16 protein-coding genes are annotated in these 17,746 nt (G+C 69.8%); 12 read left to right on the plus strand and 4 right to left on the minus strand.

The window, feature by feature from the left end; translation table 11 throughout:
- The first annotated feature begins 200 nt into the window (after positions 1 to 200).
- Entirely contained in the window at positions 201 to 1,493 is a 1,293-nt protein-coding gene (locus WME79_RS27945; RefSeq protein WP_437520798.1) for a type VI secretion system-associated FHA domain protein, read from the plus strand.
- Between the two features lie 90 nt (positions 1,494 to 1,583).
- Entirely contained in the window at positions 1,584 to 2,276 is a 693-nt protein-coding gene (locus WME79_RS27950) for a hypothetical protein (RefSeq protein ID WP_437520800.1), read from the plus strand.
- Between the two features lie 402 nt (positions 2,277 to 2,678).
- On the opposite strand, the gene WME79_RS27955 is transcribed toward WME79_RS27950, so the two are convergent.
- Positions 2,679 to 3,596, minus strand: coding sequence for a hypothetical protein (locus WME79_RS27955; protein WP_437520803.1), 918 nt, complete (start codon positions 3,594 to 3,596; stop codon positions 2,679 to 2,681).
- A 517-nt stretch (positions 3,597 to 4,113) separates the two neighbouring features.
- Here WME79_RS27955 and WME79_RS27960 point away from each other — a divergent pair.
- The 5 genes from WME79_RS27960 (at position 4,114) to tssG (ending at position 8,655) form a co-directional block, all read left to right on the plus strand.
- Entirely contained in the window at positions 4,114 to 4,626 is a 513-nt protein-coding gene (locus WME79_RS27960; protein WP_437520806.1) for an Hcp family type VI secretion system effector, read from the plus strand.
- Positions 4,627 to 4,763: 137 nt separating this feature from the next.
- Positions 4,764 to 5,249: a type VI secretion system tube protein TssD gene (tssD, locus tag WME79_RS27965; protein ID WP_437520809.1), complete on the plus strand. Its 486-nt coding sequence runs from the start codon at positions 4,764 to 4,766 to the stop codon at positions 5,247 to 5,249.
- Positions 5,250 to 5,295: 46 nt separating this feature from the next.
- Entirely contained in the window at positions 5,296 to 5,715 is a 420-nt protein-coding gene (gene tssE / locus WME79_RS27970) for a type VI secretion system baseplate subunit TssE (RefSeq protein WP_272093900.1), read from the plus strand.
- 73 nt (positions 5,716 to 5,788) lie between these two features.
- Positions 5,789 to 7,558: a type VI secretion system baseplate subunit TssF gene (gene tssF, locus WME79_RS27975; RefSeq protein WP_437520813.1), complete on the plus strand. Its 1,770-nt coding sequence runs from the start codon at positions 5,789 to 5,791 to the stop codon at positions 7,556 to 7,558.
- Positions 7,522 to 8,655, plus strand: a complete 1,134-nt coding sequence (gene tssG / locus WME79_RS27980; protein WP_437520816.1) for a type VI secretion system baseplate subunit TssG — start codon at positions 7,522 to 7,524, stop codon at positions 8,653 to 8,655. The genes tssF and tssG overlap by 37 nt, the downstream gene beginning before the upstream one ends.
- 57 nt (positions 8,656 to 8,712) lie before the next feature.
- Here the strand turns inward: tssG and WME79_RS27985 are convergent, their stop codons facing one another.
- Complete coding sequence (locus tag WME79_RS27985; protein WP_437520818.1) at positions 8,713 to 9,420, minus strand: hypothetical protein; 708 nt, start codon at positions 9,418 to 9,420, stop codon at positions 8,713 to 8,715.
- 146 nt (positions 9,421 to 9,566) lie between these two features.
- Here WME79_RS27985 and WME79_RS27990 point away from each other — a divergent pair, with 146 nt between their 5' ends.
- Positions 9,567 to 10,277 carry a hypothetical protein gene (locus WME79_RS27990; RefSeq protein ID WP_437520820.1) on the plus strand — a complete coding sequence of 237 codons (711 nt, stop codon included), beginning with the start codon at positions 9,567 to 9,569 and terminating at the stop codon, positions 10,275 to 10,277.
- Positions 10,278 to 10,381: 104 nt separating this feature from the next.
- The gene (locus WME79_RS27995) at positions 10,382 to 11,572 is read left to right on the plus strand and encodes a hypothetical protein (protein ID WP_437520823.1); all 1,191 of its coding nucleotides are present in this window, start codon (positions 10,382 to 10,384) and stop codon (positions 11,570 to 11,572) included.
- Positions 11,573 to 11,585: 13 nt separating this feature from the next.
- Here WME79_RS27995 and WME79_RS28000 read toward each other — a convergent pair whose 3' ends face one another.
- Both WME79_RS28000 and lon read right to left on the minus strand, forming a co-directional pair.
- Positions 11,586 to 12,740 carry an FHA domain-containing protein gene (locus WME79_RS28000; protein WP_437520826.1) on the minus strand — a complete coding sequence of 385 codons (1,155 nt, stop codon included), beginning with the start codon at positions 12,738 to 12,740 and terminating at the stop codon, positions 11,586 to 11,588.
- A 264-nt stretch (positions 12,741 to 13,004) separates the two neighbouring features.
- Positions 13,005 to 15,458 (minus strand): endopeptidase La, encoded by a 2,454-nt coding sequence (gene lon, locus WME79_RS28005; RefSeq protein WP_012237635.1) that lies wholly within the window; start codon positions 15,456 to 15,458, stop codon positions 13,005 to 13,007.
- Positions 15,459 to 15,706: 248 nt separating this feature from the next.
- On the opposite strand from lon, the gene WME79_RS28010 reads away from it, so the two are divergent.
- The 3 genes from WME79_RS28010 (at position 15,707) to fmt (ending at position 17,735) form a co-directional block, all read left to right on the plus strand.
- Positions 15,707 to 15,895: a hypothetical protein gene (locus tag WME79_RS28010; RefSeq protein WP_437520829.1), complete on the plus strand. Its 189-nt coding sequence runs from the start codon at positions 15,707 to 15,709 to the stop codon at positions 15,893 to 15,895.
- A gap of 3 nt (positions 15,896 to 15,898) precedes the next feature.
- Entirely contained in the window at positions 15,899 to 16,681 is a 783-nt protein-coding gene (locus WME79_RS28015; protein ID WP_437520832.1) for a formylglycine-generating enzyme family protein, read from the plus strand.
- Between the two features lie 118 nt (positions 16,682 to 16,799).
- Positions 16,800 to 17,735 carry a methionyl-tRNA formyltransferase gene (fmt, locus tag WME79_RS28020; protein WP_437520835.1) on the plus strand — a complete coding sequence of 312 codons (936 nt, stop codon included), beginning with the start codon at positions 16,800 to 16,802 and terminating at the stop codon, positions 17,733 to 17,735.
- Positions 17,736 to 17,746: the final 11 nt, after the last annotated feature.

Raw genomic sequence — 17,746 nt, forward strand, 5'->3', positions numbered from 1 at the left:
GGTGGGCTGGGCTTGGCGGGCCACTGGGCGGGCCGGCCTCGGTGGCCACTGGGCGGGCCGGCCTCGGCGGCCTCTGGGCCTCTGCGCGGGCCGGCCTCGGCGTGGCCGCTGGGTGGGCTGCACGCCGACTGGCGGGCCGCATGGTGCGGATGGACGTCAGGCACTCCCGTCCGGCGGAGCGGGTCTGCTAGTCTGCACCCATGCCGGCGGCGCTCTCGGCCCGCGTGTCCGACACCCAGGCCAACCAAAGCTTCGACGCTTCGTTCGAGCGCTTCCCTGTCCGGATCGGCAGGAATCAGCTGAACGATCTTCACATCGACCGGCCCTACATCTCCCAGTTCCATGCGGCGGTGGACGTCCGCGATCGCCGGATCCTCGTGCGCGACCTCGGCTCCACCAACGGGACGATGTTCGCGGGGCACCGGCTGGCGCGCGACACCTCGGTGGACGTGACAGGCCAGCCAGAGATCACGATCGGCCCGATCCAGATCCGGCTCGCGATCATCGAGGCGCCGCTGAAGTCCGAGAGCCCGAACGACGGCACGCTGCTCGGCACGGGCGGAGACAACCTCTCCGCGCTGATCAGCCCGCAGAAGCGCGCAGCTCCCGGCGGTGAAGACCCCTACCTGCGTCAGGTGGTCCCGTACCTGGAGGCGTACCGGACCGCGTGGGCTGCGGTCTATCGGATGATCTGGGATCACCTCGCGCGCCTCCCGCCCGACGCGCGCCAGAGCTACCTGCGCCGGCTTGGCGAGGAGCACCCGAGCGTGCTCGCGGAGCGGGATTTCCAGAAGATCTCTCAGTACTACGGCGTGGACTACCGCACGCTCGGCGAGCTGGCCCCGGCGAACGCGGCGTTCGCAGCGCTCTCGGAGCTGGCGAGCGCCCTCGCGCCCGGCACGAAGCCCCCGGACGACGTCGCGGGCATCGTCAACTTCGCGCGCCGGCTCCGCGACACGATGGAGGTCTTCCTGAAGTGCTTCGTGAGCTTGCGCGACGGCTATCAGGAGTTCGAGGCCGAGGTGCTCGCGCGCGATCGCTCCGCGGAGACGGACAAGGTCGCGAACGCGCAGGACGCGAAGGAGCTCGGCACGGTCCTGCTCACGCCGGTCGGGGGCCCGGACGCCGCGCGGCACCTCCACGAGATCTTCGTGGATGTCATGAGCCACCAGATCGCGCTCCTGAACGGCGTGATGGGGGGCGTGAGGTCGCTGCTCGTCAAGCTCTCCCCGAAGACGCTCGAGGAGAAGCTCGAGCGCGCGGGCAAGAAAGGCGGGCTGTTCTCGAACAAGTACGAGGAGCTCTGGAAGCTCTACGAGCGCCGCCACGGCGACTATTCGGGGGAGGACAAGGAGACTTTTCGGGAAATATTTGGCGAGCAGTTCTCTCGGGCGTACGCTGCGACCGCCGCAGAGGACTATGGGTCGTCCGGCGAGCCGGGAGGCCGGAGCATCGTCCGCTTCCCCGGCTCTGGGAATCCGAACAAACGCTAGCGCCCCACAACGGCGGGGCTCCGCGCGGCGAGCCGCGCCTTGGGCTCGCCGATCTTCGCCGGAGGCGCGGCCGAACGCGAGGCGCCGTTCATGCGAATCACGGAGAAAGTCGTAGCAGCAGGTTGTCTGGCCGTCGCCGCGTGCCTCCTCGCCCCGCGCGAGGCGGCCGCGCAGACGACGGTCCAACGCGATAAGAACTGGGCCACGGTCTCGGACGTGAGCCTCGTGCTGGGAAGCTCCGTCGTTTTCCTGATGCCGCGTGTCTATTACAGCGATCCCGAGGCCACGGTCGGCTGGAAGGGGCGCTGGCATTTCTCGGTCATGGCGCCCGCCATGACGATGACCGCGCTGACGCTGCTCGTGGACCTGCCGATCAAGAACGCGCTCGAGTCGACGCGCCCTGGCTGCTCGATCGACGAGACGAATGCGGCGGTGTCCGACTCGGGCTGCGAGTCGTTCGGCGGCCCGTCGACGCACGCGTTCGCCTCCTGGGGCGCGACGGGCGCGGGGACGGGCATCTTCGTGGTCGATACGTTCCGCTACTCGTCTGGCCGCTTCAACGCCGGCGCCTTCATCGGCAATGTGGCCTTCCCCCTCACCGCCTCGGTCGTCACCACCATCGCCCGCAGCGTCGCCCCCGGCGACACGCGACCGCACGAGAACGCCGGTCAGATCGCGATCGGCGGCGTCACCGGCTTCCTGAGCGGCCTCGCCGTCGGCACCGCCTACGCGATGCTCCAGCGCCCGAACTGCGGCTACGGCAACGCGCTGTTCTGCTGGTAGCCGCCTCTCCGGCAGGCCTCCCTCCCCTCTCCCGCAGGCCTCCCAACTCCCCTCGCTAGCAAGCCTCCCTGCGCTCGCTCGCTGGAGCGGCCAGGGGTCGTGGGGGAGCGGGGGGCAGGCCGACGTTCGAGCAGATCACGCGCGCCGCGTGCGCGCCATGCGCGGGCAAGACGCGCGTCCGGCGGGCCCCCCCCCGCCCCCCGCGCTCCCTCTACGACCCCCTGGCCGCGGCTGCTGTTCTACAGCGGTTTCCGCCCACCTCTGCACCATGCAGAGCAGAGCGGCGGTCTCCCGCACAGGAGACGGGCCCAGATCGGCGTTTTCGGCGCGCAAGCGCACTCCGGTGCGCTGAGCACCGAAAACGTCGAGGTGGGCCCGTATCCGAAGCGGGTGACCGTCGCTCTAGTCCTGTCCGACGACGCGCTCCCAGAGCGGATCGTTCGACGAGAAGATCGTATCCCGCTCCACCCGGAGGAATCGCTGGAACTCGACGCGGCGGAGCTCGCGGTCGCTGTCGCGGTTGCCGTCGTCGTGCTTCACGATCTTCACCCGCACCTGCTCGAGCAGCTGAATGCCGTTCGGCTTGTAGGAGACGTCGGTGCGCAGCGCGTAGCGGGCGTAGAGCCCGCGCTCGGTGACGGAGGGCACCACCGCCGTCCGCTCCAGGTCGACGGATGCCGCCTCGATGAGCCGTCCCCTTCGCGCGAGGTAGAAGTGGGCTCGTTGTCGGCAGTCGTCGGGATCTGGGCAGCTCTTCGTCTCAGCGACGACGAGGTTGTCGTTGCCGAGGCGCACCGGGGAAAGCTTGGTCCCCTTCGCGGGCGCGCGGAAGCTGCCGACCCCGTAGACGTCCGCGCGATCGCCGGCCGCTCGCACGAGCGCCACGAGGCCGCCCTCGTCGCCGTTCTCGAACTTGAGGACGCGCACCCACACGGCGCGAAGCCCTTCCGGCCCGGAGCGGATCTCGACCTCGTCGGGGTCGATCTTGCGCGGCCAGCCGGACTTGGAGATGCCGCCGCGCAGGGTCTCGTTGGCGAACACGTAGTGGCCGGTACAGTCGACGTCGGTCGGCCCGATCCCGCGTTCCTCGCTGTAGCCGGGAATGACGACGCTCAGCCACTGGTCTGGGTCGAGGGTGCGGACGGCCGCCTTGCCGCCTGCCCCGCGCTTCGCAGGCGGCAGCTGGGTCGTGCACACCGGGATCGGATTCTGCTTGCGTGTCTGGAGCTCGCCGTGTGGCTGCTCGGGGTACGATCCGCAGCCCGCGAGGGCGGCGGCGAGCCCCAGGCCGACGACGGAGCCGAAGCGAACGATGCTCACGCGCTCTTCGTATCATGCAAGGCGTCGCCAAGGCGAGTTCGCGACCTAACGCTCTGGCCGGCCAACGGCTCTGGCCGGCCAACGGCGCTGGCCGGCCAGCTCGCCTCGTTCTGCGTGTCGACGGTCGCGCGCATGCCAGATCACGCTGCCGCCCCGCGCGTCGTCACGTTCCCCACACGTCCGCAACGCGATGGACATGCCCGCGCCCTCTTATCGAAGCGATGGCTTCGTGACGGAATATTGCGCGCGCTCAGGAACCAAACCCGAACCAAACCCGAACCAAAAGCGAACCGAATGCCAAGAAACCCGCGCTGCTTCGGGACACAAAAGTCTTGACGCTCCCAAAGAGGGAGTTACCTTCTGGACTCCCTGAGACGAACAGGGGTAGAGATACGATAAGAGTCTTATCTCTGCGTCTCCAAACTCCTAGTCCCGACGGGGCGGACCGTCTGCCAGCGCGCAATGGGGCGTAGACTGAGCCCAGGCGGCGAGTTCAAGAAGGAAGAGGCATCTGATCATGGCGTTGCAATCTCATCTCAAGCTGAAGGGCGTTACCCAGGGCCCCATCGACGGCTCGGTCACCCAGAAGGGTCGCGAGAATACGATCGCGATCATCGCGGTGCAGCATTCGGTCGTGAGCCCGCGTGACCCGGCGACCGGGATGCCCAGCGGCAAGCGCCAGCACAAGCCCTTCGTGATCACGAAGGAGCTCGATAAGGCGACCCCCCTTCTTTACAACGCGCTGGTCAACAACGAGAGCATCTCGGAGTGGGAGCTCAAGTTCTATACTCCGGGCACCAAGGCGGCCAGCAACGTCGGCAAGGAGCAGAACCACTACACGGTCAAGCTCACGAACGCGACGGTCGCGAGCATCGACTTCCACATGGACAACACCCGCCTCACCGACGGCAGCAAGGACCGGCCGGAGTACGAGCGGATCTCCTTCACGTACCAGAAGATCGAGTGGTCGTACGATGACGGCGGCGGCGCCCGCCAGGCGGACGACGACTGGGAGACGCCGAACCAGTAGCGTCTAGCAGCTGAGGTCTCGTCGCACCGGGCGACCTTCGGGTCGCCCGGTTGCGTTTGTCGTCCTGACGTTGGGGCATCCGGGGGTTCCTCAAAATCAGGCATGGCCTTCACGCGCAGCAAGCTCAGAATGTTGGCATGCCCCTCAGCGCCTACCTCAGACTCACCGGCGAAAGACAAGGGGAAATCAGGGGCTCCGTCACCCAGAAGGGGCGAGAAGGTAGCATCCTCGTCACCGAGGTATTCCACTCGTTGGTGGGGCCGCGCGACCCGGTCACCGGGCGCCCGACGGGCAAGCGGATGCACAAGCCCTTCATCGTCACGAAGGACCTCGATCGGTCCACCCCGCTCCTCCTCAACGTCCTCAGCCACAACGAGAGCATCCCCCTCTGGGAGCTCCAGTTCTACCGATCGATCGCGATCGGCATCGAGAAGCCGATCTTCACGGTCCAGCTCACGAACGCGAACATCTCGAGCATCCAGTTCCACATGCTCAACGTGAGGAGCCCGGCGCAGGCGCGCGTGCCCGAGCACGAGGAGGTCGCGTTCACGTACCAGAAGGTCATCTGGACCTGGAACGACGGCGGCGCGTCGGCGGAGGACGACTGGCTCACCCCGCGCTGAGCGGGCGGGCTTCCGCTCGAGGCGCGAGCTGATCTACGATCCTGCCGTGGCCGGTGCCTCCCTCCTCACCCGAATCGCGCACGCGGCCGATCCGCACTCGACGGAGCGGCACACCTACCGGGATCACGACCTGGAGTCAGCCATCCTGACGCACCTCGGGCACATGCTGAACACCCGCCAGGGGAGCTCGCTGACCTGCCCAGACTACGGCCTCATGGAGGTCTCGGAGGTGCTGCATGAGTTCCCCGAGGCGATCGGCCTGGTGCAGCGCTCGCTCAAGAACTGCATCCAGACCTACGAGCCGCGGCTGAAGAACGTGCAGGTCCGGCACCTGCGCACCGACGCGATCCAGTCGATGGTCCTCGAGTTCGAGATCACCGCGCAGATCCACTTTCCCGATGGCCGGCGGCAGGCGCTCCGGCTCGGCGCGGCAGTGGACCAGAGCGGCAATGTCCGGATGACGTAGCCCCCGCCCGGCGGCCTGGCTCACGGCGGTTGACAGCCTTCGGCCTCGGCGGTCGACTGGCGGTGGCGAGAGGATGTTCAACAAGTACTACCAGGACGAGCTCACCTACCTGCGGGATCTGGGGCGCGAGTTCGCCGCCGCCTACCCCGGGATCGCGCCCATGCTCGCGGAGAAAGGCGGGGACCCCGACGTCGAGCGCCTGCTCGAGGGCGTCGCGTTCCTGACCGGCAAGATCCGCCAGAAGCTCGACGACGAGCTCCCCGAGGTGATCCACTCGGTCGCGTCGCTGCTCTTTCCGCACTACCTCCGCCAGATCCCGGCGACCTCGATCATCGAGTTCACCCCGCTCCCGAACGTGGTGCGCGAGAAGCTCGTCGTCGCTCGGGACGCGGAGGTCGGGTCGGTGCCGGTCGACGGCGTCTCGTGCCGGTTCCGCACGACCCAGGACGTCGAGCTCGTCCCGCTGGCGGTGGAGGACGTGCGCGTCGACACGGGCGCGCAGCTCGCGCAGACGCTCCGCATCGAGCTCCGTCTGACCGGCGGAGCCGCGCTGTCGGGCCTGTCGCTCTCCTCGCTGCGCTTCTACATCCACGGCGAGCGCAGGCTGCAGGACGACCTCCGCCTCTGGGTCGGGGCGCACGTCGACACCGTCGCGCTCGCGGCGGTGGACGCCGCAGGGCGCGACACGACGATCGCGTCGCTCCCGGCGCGCGCCGTGCGGCTCACCGGCTTCTCCGATGAAGAGTCGCTGATCCCGTACCCGAAGACGGTCTACCCGGGGTTCCGGCTCCTGCAGGAGTTCTTCACGCTCCCGCAGAAGTTCGCGTTCTTCGAGGTGACCGGCCTGCAGGCGCTCTCGGCGGAGCGCATCTCCGACCGGTTCGCGATCCTGCTGCAGTTCAAGGACGGGCTCCCGCCGGGGACGCGGATCAGCAGGGAGAACATCCGGCTGTTTTGCTCGCCCGTCGTGAACCTGTTCGAGCACACGAGCGATCCGATCAAGCCCGAGGCCACGAAGCACGAGTACCTCTGCCGCCCGGCGGGCGCGGCGCCCGCGGCCTTCGAGATCCACAGCATCGACAAGGTCGTCGGCATCGCCCGACGCACGAGCCAGCGCGTCGAGATCCCCTCGTTCTTCAGCTTCCAGCACGAGCTCGATCCCGAGGCCGCCGCGCGGACGATCTTCTACCAGGCGCACCTCCGCCCGGCCGCGATCGGCGACGGCATCGACATGTACCTCTCGTTCGGATCCCCGCAGGACGCGGGGGCCCTCCCCGAGTTCGACGTGATCAGCATCGAGGCGACGAGCACGAACCGCCGCCTGCCGGCGCAGCTGAAGCTCGGCGATCTCAGGGTGCCGACGGCGACCTCGCCCGCCGTGGCGAGCTTCACCAACCTCACCGGCGTCACCGCACCGCTCCCGCCGCCGCTCGGGCGCGAGCTGCAGTGGCGCGTGCTGGCCCATATGGCGATGAGCTACCGCTCGATCACCGAGCTCGAGGTGCTCCGGGCGACGGTCGACCTCTACAATTTCCAGGCGATCGTCGATCGTCAGGCGGCGCGCGCGAACCAGCTCCGCCTGGCCGCGATCAAGTCGATCCGGGTGCGGCCGACGGATCGGCTGTACCGAGGGGCGCCCGTGCGCGGCGTCGCGGTCGACATCGAGCTCGACGAGGGCGGGTTCGTCGGCGAGGGAGAGATGTACCTGTTCGCGAGCATCCTGAACGAGATGCTCGGGTCCTACGTCTCGCTGAACTCGTTCACGCAGCTGACGGTCACCGGCACGAATACACGCGTGGTGCACAAATGGGACCCGAAGAGCGGCAGCCTGACGCTGATCTGAGGCCGGCTGCGCCGAGAGGCGCCGCGAGCGCCGACCCCGTCGCGCTGGAGACGCTCCGGCGCTTCGCGGATACCGCGCCGCGCTTCTCGTACTACCGCCTCATCTACCTGCTCGAGCGGCTCTTCCCTGCCTCGCCGCCAGTGGGCCAGCTCGGGCCGGTGCAGGACGAGCGCGTCCGGCTGCGCGGCGACCCCTCGCTCATCTTCGCCTCGAGCGACGTGAGCGAGCTCGCGCCGGTCAAGTCCGCTGACGACGTGGAGCGCGCCCGCGTCTCGACAACGTTCCTCGCCCTGTACGGCTCGGTGTCGCCGCTGCCGGCGTACTTCATCGAACAGATCGCGCAGGCCGACTACCAGGGCGGCCCGCAGCCGATCCGCGAGCTCCTCGACGTCTTCCACCACCGGCTCCTGTCGCTGCTCTACCGCGCGTGGACCAAGTACCGCCTGCCCGTCACGTACCGCAAGCAGGGCGCCGATCCCTTCTCGCGCCGGATGCTCTGCGCGGTCGGCATCGACGGCTTCCGCGGCTACGAGACGCCGCTCGATCGCTTCTTCTTCCTCCGCTACGCGTCGGTCCTCGCCTCGAAGTCGCGCTCGGCGAGGAACCTGGAGACGGTCCTGTCGGAGATGCTCGGCAACATCGGCGTGAAGATCGAGCAGTTCGTCGGCCACTGGACGAAGATCGAGAAGCCGTTCAGGAACAAGCTCGGCGTGATGAACCATCAGCTGGGCGAGAGCCTGACGCTGGGGCGCTACGTGTTCGACGGCTCCGGCCGCTACAAGGTCGTGCTCGGCCCGGTCGGCTACGACGAGTACCTCTCCTTCCTGCCCGGGGGCCGGCGGCAGGATCTGGTCCGCGGCGTCATCGAGACGTTCACGCCGGGCATCCACGACGTGATGCTCGAGATCCACGTGGACACGGAGGAGGCGCCTCGGTTCCAGCTCGGCTCGCCGCGCGCCGCGACGCTCAAGCGCACCGCGTGGATCGGCGGATCTGCGGCGGAGCGGCTCGTGATCACGATCCCCCTCGACGACAAGCACCTCGCGGGCGGCGACGACGAGGACGACGACGATCGGGGCGAGCCCCCGCCGATGTGAGCGAGGCCGAGGCGCGGCGGCGCTCGCTCCGCGGCCCCGCCTTGGCCCGCCTTGCGCTCAGTAAACGGTGAGGCTCTGCAGCGCGGCCGCGATCTCGTCGGCGTTCGCGTCGACGTTCTCGTGGTGCACGATCTGCACGAGCAGGATGCGGCGGGGGCTCCGGAGCAGGATCTCGTGGGCGAAGGCATCCGAGACGGGCTTCGACGGGATCTTCGCCTTGACGAGGTAGCTGCGCCCCTGCGTGTTCGCCGTGGCCACGGGCGCGCGACCGGAGAGGATCTCTGCGCCCTGCTCCTCGAGGTCCGCCTCGTAGCGCTTGAGCACGTCAGGCCACGGATCCTCGGGGCTGTCGATGCGCTCATAGATGGAGAACAGGAACTGCCGCGGGGACTGGTACGTGATGAAGCGGCGCTCGGGCGTGTAGTCGGCGCCGCCGACGTTCCAGTCCATCGGGCGGCTCATGCGGACGTCGCCGTTCATGAGGCCCACGCCGATCCTGCGCGGCACCCGGTCCGTCGCCGGCGCGTCGAGCGGCGGGAAGTACACCTCGAAGCTCGAGTCCTTGCTCAGGGCGCCGGCCGCGCCGTGGAGGTAGAAGACGTCGTCCTGCTTGGGGGCGGTGGGCGAGCCGCCGCAGCCGGCGAGCAGCGCGATCGCAACCACGGCGGCGCAGGCCGCGCCGGCGCGCCCCGCCCCGGCGGCGAGCGGACGGCGGGCGCGGAAGGCGGGGACGTGCGCGAGCATCGGCATTCCGAGGTGCCTCATCGGGGGAACTCTAGGCCAGCGAGGGCACGCCAGCCAAATGTTCGCCGAGGAGTTTGCCCTCGGGGTGCCCGGCATTGAATGATTGCCCGGCCCGGGCAGCGCTGCGCCCGCCGATCGAGGCGGTACCCCCGTGCCGCGAGAGAGCCATGTCCAACGAAAGCATACCGAGTCGCAAGGGCGAGCCCGCCGGAGCACCGGCGGCGCGCGCGCCGAGCCCCCCCTCCACCAGCACGAGCCCTGGCCGCGGGCGTCCGGCGCCTAGCCGCCCTGCGCCCCGGCGCCCCGCGCTCGCGGCAGCCTTCGCGCTTGCGCTGGGGGCCCCGGCGTGCAGCGGCATCGACGCCGGCGTGGAGTACCCGAACGACCTGCCCGCGATCGATCGGAACCTCTTGACTCCCGAGAACGGCCCCGAGGCGCCGCTCGCGCTGGGTGAGTTCAAGATCAGCCCCGAGACGTGCAACGGCGTCGATACGCACCCGGTCACGCAGAAGCTCTCGCCCGAGGATCTCAGCCGCTTCCTCGCGGCGCAGGGCGCCGGGAGCATCACCCCGAAGCTGGCGAGGTCGAACCTGTACTGGTTCGACTTCCCCGCGCGCGACAAGTCGTTCGTCCGGCTGCGCCTTGCGGTGCTCGAGGACTCCAAGCACGCGACGCAGGATCTCCACGACGCGGTGCTGCAGCACGGGCCAGGCTGGTGGGGCGTCCGCCGCTCGAACCTCGCCGTGCTCGCGCCGAAGGCGAGCCTGAGGGAGGCGATGGCGTTCGCCATCAAGTACAAGCTCGTCTGCTGGGGGGTCTTCACGTACGCGGCCAACGACGACGCGTACGTCGTCCCCGGGCCCTACGCCGAGCTGTGAGCGGAGCTGGCGGCGCGCGGGGCGGCGGCGCACGCCGCCGGCGCGCCGTCGGCAGACCACTGCGAAGCTGGCCCACGCTCGGGGAGAACGCGTAGACTGCGCCCATGCGCCGTTACGTCTTGCTCGCCGCCGCCGTCGCACCGATCCTCGCCGTGACCGCAGCCGTCTCCATGCCCGGCTGCGCAGAGGAATTCGATGACGTCTGCGCGTTCCTCGAAGACACCAGCAACTGCTACGCAGATTTTCATGCCGATGTCGTGAATCGGTGCGGTGCGCCTGGCGCAGGAAACGGGCCGAGCGGCCAGTTCGCCAGCCGCGAAACCCTCGACATATGTTTCCTCACGGAGGGAGGTCAGGTCGTCTTCGACCCGCCGCTCGACATCGCATCATTCCCTCCGAAGAGCATCGCATTCAAGCGCCTCGACGCCCAGGCGCAGGAATGCGGCTCCTTCACGTACTCGGGGGAGTTCAGCTACTCGGTGACCATCAATCCATGCGTCCAGCCCGGGGATGGCACCGGCGCCGGTGGTGATGGTGGCGGCGGCGCCGGTGGTAGCGGCGGTGCCGGTGGTGCCATCCCACAATGCGAGAACGCAAGTGCCGGCGGGGGTGGCGCCACTGGCGGGGGTGGCGACGACGCTGCCGAGGTGGACGGCGGTACAGTGACCGTTATCACACCGGAAGACCGCGAAACACTCGACGTGAGCTGCTCGGAAGGCACGCAGTACCACTTCAACCGGCTCGAAGCCGAAGCGAAGTGCGGCGGCTACGACGCGCTCCTTCCAAGGGCCATACTCAAAACGAGCCTGGGCAAACAGCCCCCCCCGGAGGCGGACCCCAACGATCTCGATGAATACAATGGTTTCATCTCCTTCAGCATCCACTACCCACCTATCGTTGCTTCTGGGCAGGGTGGGGGTACTGGCGGCGGGGGCGATGGTGGAGCGGGCTCCGACGCGGCCCCCTCGGCTGAGGTGGTGGAGTATTTCAACTGCGAGATCCCGGCTGCCCTCCCCCTTTGCTTCAATGGCGTGAAGGACGGCACGGAGACCGACATCGACTGTGGCGGCACGCTCTGCACCGCGCGGTGCGGTGATGGGCAGTCCTGTATCAGGGGCGGCAATGATTGCGCGGATGGGTTCGAGTGCGTCATCGTGGATGGCTTCTCCAAATGCGCAGCGCCCACGGACGGAGCCGGCGGTGGCGGCGCAGAGGGTACTGGCGGTGCGGGCGGCGCTGGCGGCGCTGGCGGCGCAGAGGGTACTGGCGGCTCGGGCGGCGCCGGCGGCCAGTAGCCCCGCTCTCGGCTCAGGCGACCAGCACCTTCACCACGAACGTCGTGCTCCCGAGGCGCAGCCGGTCGTTGTCGCGCAGCTGCCGGCGTTCGCCCTGCCCGAGGCGCTGCTCGTTGACGAAGGTGCCGTTGCGCGAGCCGTCGTCCTCGATGAAGACCTGGCCCGTCGTCGGGTCCGCGTGGATCGACGCATGCCGTGAGGAGGCGCTCGCATCGGAGAGCCCGATCTCCGTCGCGGCGTCCGCCCCGGCGCGCCCCACCTGCATCCGGCCGCTGTACATCGGCCAGAAGCTGCCTCCGGGATCGTTCTGGAACGTCACGATGAAGCCGACAAGGACACGCGCGGGCTGCGCCGACACCTGCGGCACCGCGCCGGAGACCGCGCCCTGGACGATCGGCGGCGCGACGATCGCAGGCGCCCTGGCCTGAGCGACCGCCGGCACCCCGCCCTGCACCATCGGCGGCGGCGCGACCGCCCCCCCCTGCACCATGGGCGGCGGCGCGAGCACGCCCCCCTGCACCATCGGCGGCGGCGCGAGCGCGCCCCCCTGCACCATCGGCGGCGCAACCAGCCCCGACGCCCCCGTCGGCACGACCATCGGCGGGGGCGCAACCATCTGCGGAGGCGCGCCGAAGACCGGCGCCGGCGCCACGGGCTGCTGCCCCATCGCGCCACCCATGGGCGCGCCAGACACCATGCCCGGGCCCGGCGCCCCGAGCGCTGGCTGGGCCGGCGGGACGCCCGGCGCGTTCATCGGAGGAGACGCCGGCTGTGATGTGAGCCCCGCAGAAGGGGCCGCTCGGGCCCAGGGAGAGACCGGGAAAGGCGCTTCCCCGCCCGTCGAGAAGGCGACGCTTCCGCCCGGCGACGCAGGCACCGAGAGCCCGCCTCCCCCCACCCCGTACGCCTGCGGAGGAGGCGGATAGGCGCCCTGCGCGCCCCCTGCCGCGTAGCCTGGCGACGCCGCGCCGCCATAACCCGAGACGGCTGGCTGCCCTGGATAGCCCGGCGGGCCAGGCGGAGCATAGGCGCCAGCCCCCGCCTGCACCGGCGGAGGCGCGACCGGAACGGAGGCTCCCGGCGATCCGCCCGCCACGCTCGTACCGCACATCGAGCAGGCAGCGTCGGTCTCCTTGAGCATCCACGCGCAGTTCGGACACGGCCTCATGCGATCACGAGGCTACCGATTCGCTTGACATCCGTCGAGGCGAAAGCCGCCCGCGGACGCGAGCACGCCGCGCGCGCTCGGCGTGCGCTGCGCGGGCGATACGGACTCGCTGCCACTCGCTGCCACGGGGGCGCGCCAAGCTCACCGAGAGGCAAGGTGTCCGTCGCCGACGCGCGGGCCTCTCGACGAAAAAAGGCGCCGCGCGTTCAAGCCGCGCGGCGCCCCGGAGATAGGTCGCTCAGCGATCGCTGGCGACGGCCGTCATCAGTTGCTGGCGATCGAGCTCTTCTCCGACTTCTCGATCTCCTTCTTCTCGCCGTCCTTCGACTCCTCCGTCGCGGGCGCGGGCTCGGGCAGCCGCTCGAGCGCGGCCTCCAGGACCTGCTCCATCCGGCTGACGAAGAAGAACTGCAGCTCGTCCACGACCTCCTTCGGGACCTCCTCGAGATCCGCCCGGTTGCGCTCGGGGACGATGATGCGCTTGATGCCGGCACGGTGCGCCGCCAGCACCTTCTCCTTCAGGCCGCCGATCGGGAGCACGCGACCGCGGAGCGTGATCTCGCCCGTCATCGCGACGTCGTGGCGGACCTTGATCCCCGTGAGGAGCGAGACGAGCGCCGTGAACATCGTCACGCCCGCGCTCGGCCCGTCCTTGGGCATCGCGCCGGCGGGGATGTGGATGTGCAGATCGCTCTTCTCGAGGAAGTCCTTCGCGATGCTGTACCTCGACGCGTTGCTGCGCACGAACGACAGCGCCGCCTGCGCCGACTCCTTCATCACGTCGCCGAGCTGGCCGGTCAGCTGGAGCTTGCCCGTGCCGTACATCCGCGTCGCCTCGATGAAGAGGATCTCGCCGCCGACGCTCGTCCACGCGAGGCCCGTCGCGACGCCGCTCTCGGCGGTGCGCTCCGCGACCTCGCTCGTGTACTTCGCGGGGCCGAGGAACTCGTGCAGGTCGTCCTCGTTGTCGACGCGCCGCTTCTGCGTGTCGCCCTCGGCGACCTTCACCGCCACGCCGCGGATGACGCCCGCGATCTGCCGCTCGAGCGACCGGACGCCGGCCTCGCGCGTGTAGTGATCGATGATCTCCTCCAGCGCCTTGTCCGTGACCTCCAGCTGCTCGGTCGTGAGCCCGTGCTCCGACAGCTGCTTCGGGAGCAGGTGCTGCCGCGCGATCGCGAGCTTCTCCTTCCGCGTGTAGCCGGGGATCTCGAGGATCTCCATGCGGTCGCGGAGGGGCGGCGGGATCGGATCCGCCACGTTCGCGGTCGCGACGAACATCACGTGCGACAGGTCGTACGGGATCTCCAGGTAGTGATCCGCGAACGTGTTGTTCTGCTCCGGATCGAGCACCTCGAGCAGCGCCGCCGAGGGATCGCCGCGGAAGTCGTGCCCGATCTTGTCGACCTCATCCATCATGAAGACCGGGTTGATCGTCCCCGACTTCTTCATGCCCTGGATGATCTGGCCGGGGAGCGCGCCGACGTAGGTGCGCCGGTGGCCGCGGATCGCCGCCTCGTCGTGCACGCCGCCGAGCGAGACCCGGTGGAACTTGCGGCCGAGGGCGCGCGCGATGCTCCGGCCGAGCGACGTCTTGCCGACGCCGGGAGGCCCGAGCAGGCAGAGGATCGGGCCCTTCTTGTCCTGCTTCAGCTTGCGGACCGCCAGGTACTCGAGGATGCGCTTCTTGACCTTCTCGAGGCCGTAGTGGTCCTCGTCGAGCACCTTGCGGACGCTGCCGATGTCGAGGTTGTCCTGCGTCGACTGCGTCCAGGGCACGTCGAGGATCCAGTCGAGGTACGTCCGCACCACGGTGTACTCGGCCGACCCGACCTGCATCGTGCGCAGCCGCTTCAGCTGCTTCTTCGCGACGGTCTCCGCCTCGGTCGGCAGGTTCGCCTTCGCGATGCGATCCTCGAGCCCGTCGAGATCGCCCTGATCGCCGTCGTCCTCGCCCAGCTCCTCCTTGATGGCCTTGAGCTGCTGGCGCAGCACGTACTCGCGCTGGTTCTTGCCCATCTCCTCCTTGATCTGGGAGTTGATGCGCTCGCGCATCTTCAGGATCTCGAGCTGCCGCGTGAGCAGCCGCAGCACCTTGCGGATGCGCTCCTTGACGTCGATCGTCTCGATGAGCTGCGCCTTCTCCTCGACCGGAGCGTCGAGGTTCGCCGCGACGAGATCGGCGAGCGCGCCGGGCGCCTGGATGGAGTCGATGAGCGAGCCCGCCTCGCGCGGGAGCTCCGGCATCAGCTGGATGACCTGCTTCGCGATGTCGCGCAGGCTCATCGCCAGCGCCTCCGCCTCGACGTCCTCCGTCGCCGGCTCGTCCATGCGGCGGATCTTGGCGCGCAGGTACGGCGTGTGGGCCGTGACGCTATCGAGCCTGATCCGCGTGAGGCCCTGCAAGATCAACGAGTAGTTGCCCGAGCTGTGCTTCAGCGCCTTCAGCACGCGCGCGGCGCAGCCCATCGGGTACAGGTCCTCCGCCCCGGGATCGTCGGTCGACGGATCGCGCTGGGCGAAGATCGCGATGACCGGGCCGGGGAGGTTGTCGACATCCTCCACCAGCGCGACCGACTTCTCGCGGCCGACATCGAAGGGCGCGACGGCGCCCGGGAACAGCACCGCATTGCGGATCGGCAGAACCGGCAGCTCGTCGCCGAAGACGACCTCTTCCTCGGAGCGCGGCGGCATCGGCGGGTTCTTTTTCTCGGACATGGCGATCTCCTCTAGGCACCCGACCGGGGGAGGTAAACCCCTTCATCAACACGCAGCCGGGCCGCGCGGCCAACGCGCGCCCCGGTCATCTTGGCTTGCATCCAGACGGATGCGGATGGTGCAACGCGGAGCCCTGCTGGCAGCTCTTGGTGGAAGACAGCCCGCGAGGCTACGGGAACTCACCATAGACACGGCGCATGCCGCGTGCCACAGCCCTGGCCATTTTTTTGAATGAGGATACGCTGCGGGTGGTCAGCTCCGACTCCGACCTGCAGCGCTCGCTCGTCACGCTCGTCACCACCTGGCGCGCGCGACGCGGCGCAGGATCCTCCGCGGCCGGCGACGGCGCCGACGAGGAGGCGCGCCTCGGCCTTGCCGCGCGGCGCGGCAAGGCCGAGGCTGCGCCCGGCACGGAGCGACACCCTGGCCCTCGCTGAACGATGATCGATCCCCTGCTCGGCCTCGGCGCGCTCGCGATCGCGATGCTCGGCCTGCCGGCGGCGCCGTCGCTCGATCCAGGGCCCAGCCCGGCGTGCCCGGCGGACATGCGGCTCGTCACCGGCACGCACCGCGACGAGGTGCAGCACGTTTGCGTGGAGCCGGCCAAGAGCGGCAAGGCGACCCACTGCTTCGCGTACTGGGAGGACATCACGGCCGAGGAAGGACCGGCGACCGAGATCTCCGTGTGCATGGACCAGTTCGAGGCGCCGAACCAGCGGGGGGCGAAGCCGCTCGTCATGCAGTCGTTCGAGACGGCGACCGCGTGGTGCGCCGCGCACGGCAAGCGGGTGTGCGCCGAGCAGGAGTGGGAGCTCGCGTGCGAGGGCCCCGAGCGGCGTCCCCTCGCCTACGGCTGGCGCGTGGACAAGACGGTCTGCAACAGCGGCAAGGCCTGGCGGCCGGTCGACGAGCGGAAGCTCGGCGCCTCCGGCGAGGTGGCGCAGCGCGAGGTCGAGCGGCTCTGGCAGGGCGCGCCGAGCGGCTCCCATCCCGGGTGCGCCTCGACCTTCGGCATCTTCGACATGATGGGCAACGTCGAGGAGTGGGTCGCCTCGCGCCGCGGCCGGCGGTGGCCAGGCGCGCTCATGGGCGGCTTCTGGGCCAAGCCGTGGACGGGCTGCCGCGGGACGAACGACGCGCACGAGCCGAAGTTCGTGTTCTATGAGACCGGCTTCCGCTGCTGCGCCGATCCGCGCCCCACGGCCGGCGCGGCGGCGCGCTAGGCGAACGAAGTGCGCGGCGGGCGCTGAGACCGGGCCTTGAGGCCACGCCTCCACGGCGGCGCTCGCCGCGAGCGAAGAAGGCGGCGCGACGGGCGCAGGTCCTGCTAGAAGCCAGGGCGTGCGCGCCCTGTTCTTCGGTACCCCTGCCATCGCCGTACCCTCGCTCGAGGCGCTCGCGTCGATCGCGGACGTCGTCGGCGTCGTCTGTCAGCCGGATCGGCCGGCCGGCCGCGGGCTCGAGCTGAAGGCGCCGCCGGTGAAGGTGAAGGCGCTGGAGCTCGGCGTGCCCGTGGTGCAGCCCGAGAAGGTCCGCACACCCGAGTTCGCCGCGTGGGTCGCCGGCGCTGGAGCGGACGTCGCGCTGGTGATCGCCTACGGGCGCATCCTGCCGAAGGCGGTGCTCGAGGCGCCGCGGCGCGGCTGCATGAACCTGCACGCGTCGATCCTGCCGCGCTACCGCGGCGCCGCGCCGATCACCTCGGCGATCGTCGGGGGTGAGGCCGAGACGGGCATCTCGCTGATGCAGATGGACGAGGGCATGGACACGGGGCCCGTCTACGCGGTGCACCGGACGCCGATCGGCCCCGATACGACCGCCGACGAGCTCGCGATCGATCTCGGGGCGCTCGCCGCGCGCGTCGTGCGCGAGGACCTCCGCCGCGCGGTGGACGGCGCGCTCGCGCTGACGCCGCAGGACCACGAGGCGGCGACGCACGCGCCGCTCCTGAAGAAGGAAGACGGGCGCATCCGGTGGGAGCGGAGCGCCCGGCAGATCCACGACCACATCCGGGGGATGACCTCGTGGCCGGGCGCCTTCACGACGATCGATGGCAAGGCGCTCAAGGTGCTGGCCGCGCGCGTCGAGAGCGAGGCCGACCAGGCCGGAGCGCCGCCGGGGACCGTGGTGATGGCCGGCCGCAGCGTCGTGGTCGTCGCCTGCGGCGTCGGCGCGATCCAGATCGTGCGGGCTCAGGCCGAGGGGCGGAAGCCGCTCGCGGCGGCGGACCTCGTCGCCGGGCGGACGCTCCAGGCAGGGATGGTGCTCGGTCGATGAGCGCCCCGGGC

Origin of the sequence: Sorangium sp. So ce726 (assembly GCF_051521405.1) — a bacterium.
In the GTDB taxonomy this organism is placed as follows: domain Bacteria; phylum Myxococcota_A; class Polyangia; order Polyangiales; family Polyangiaceae; genus Sorangium.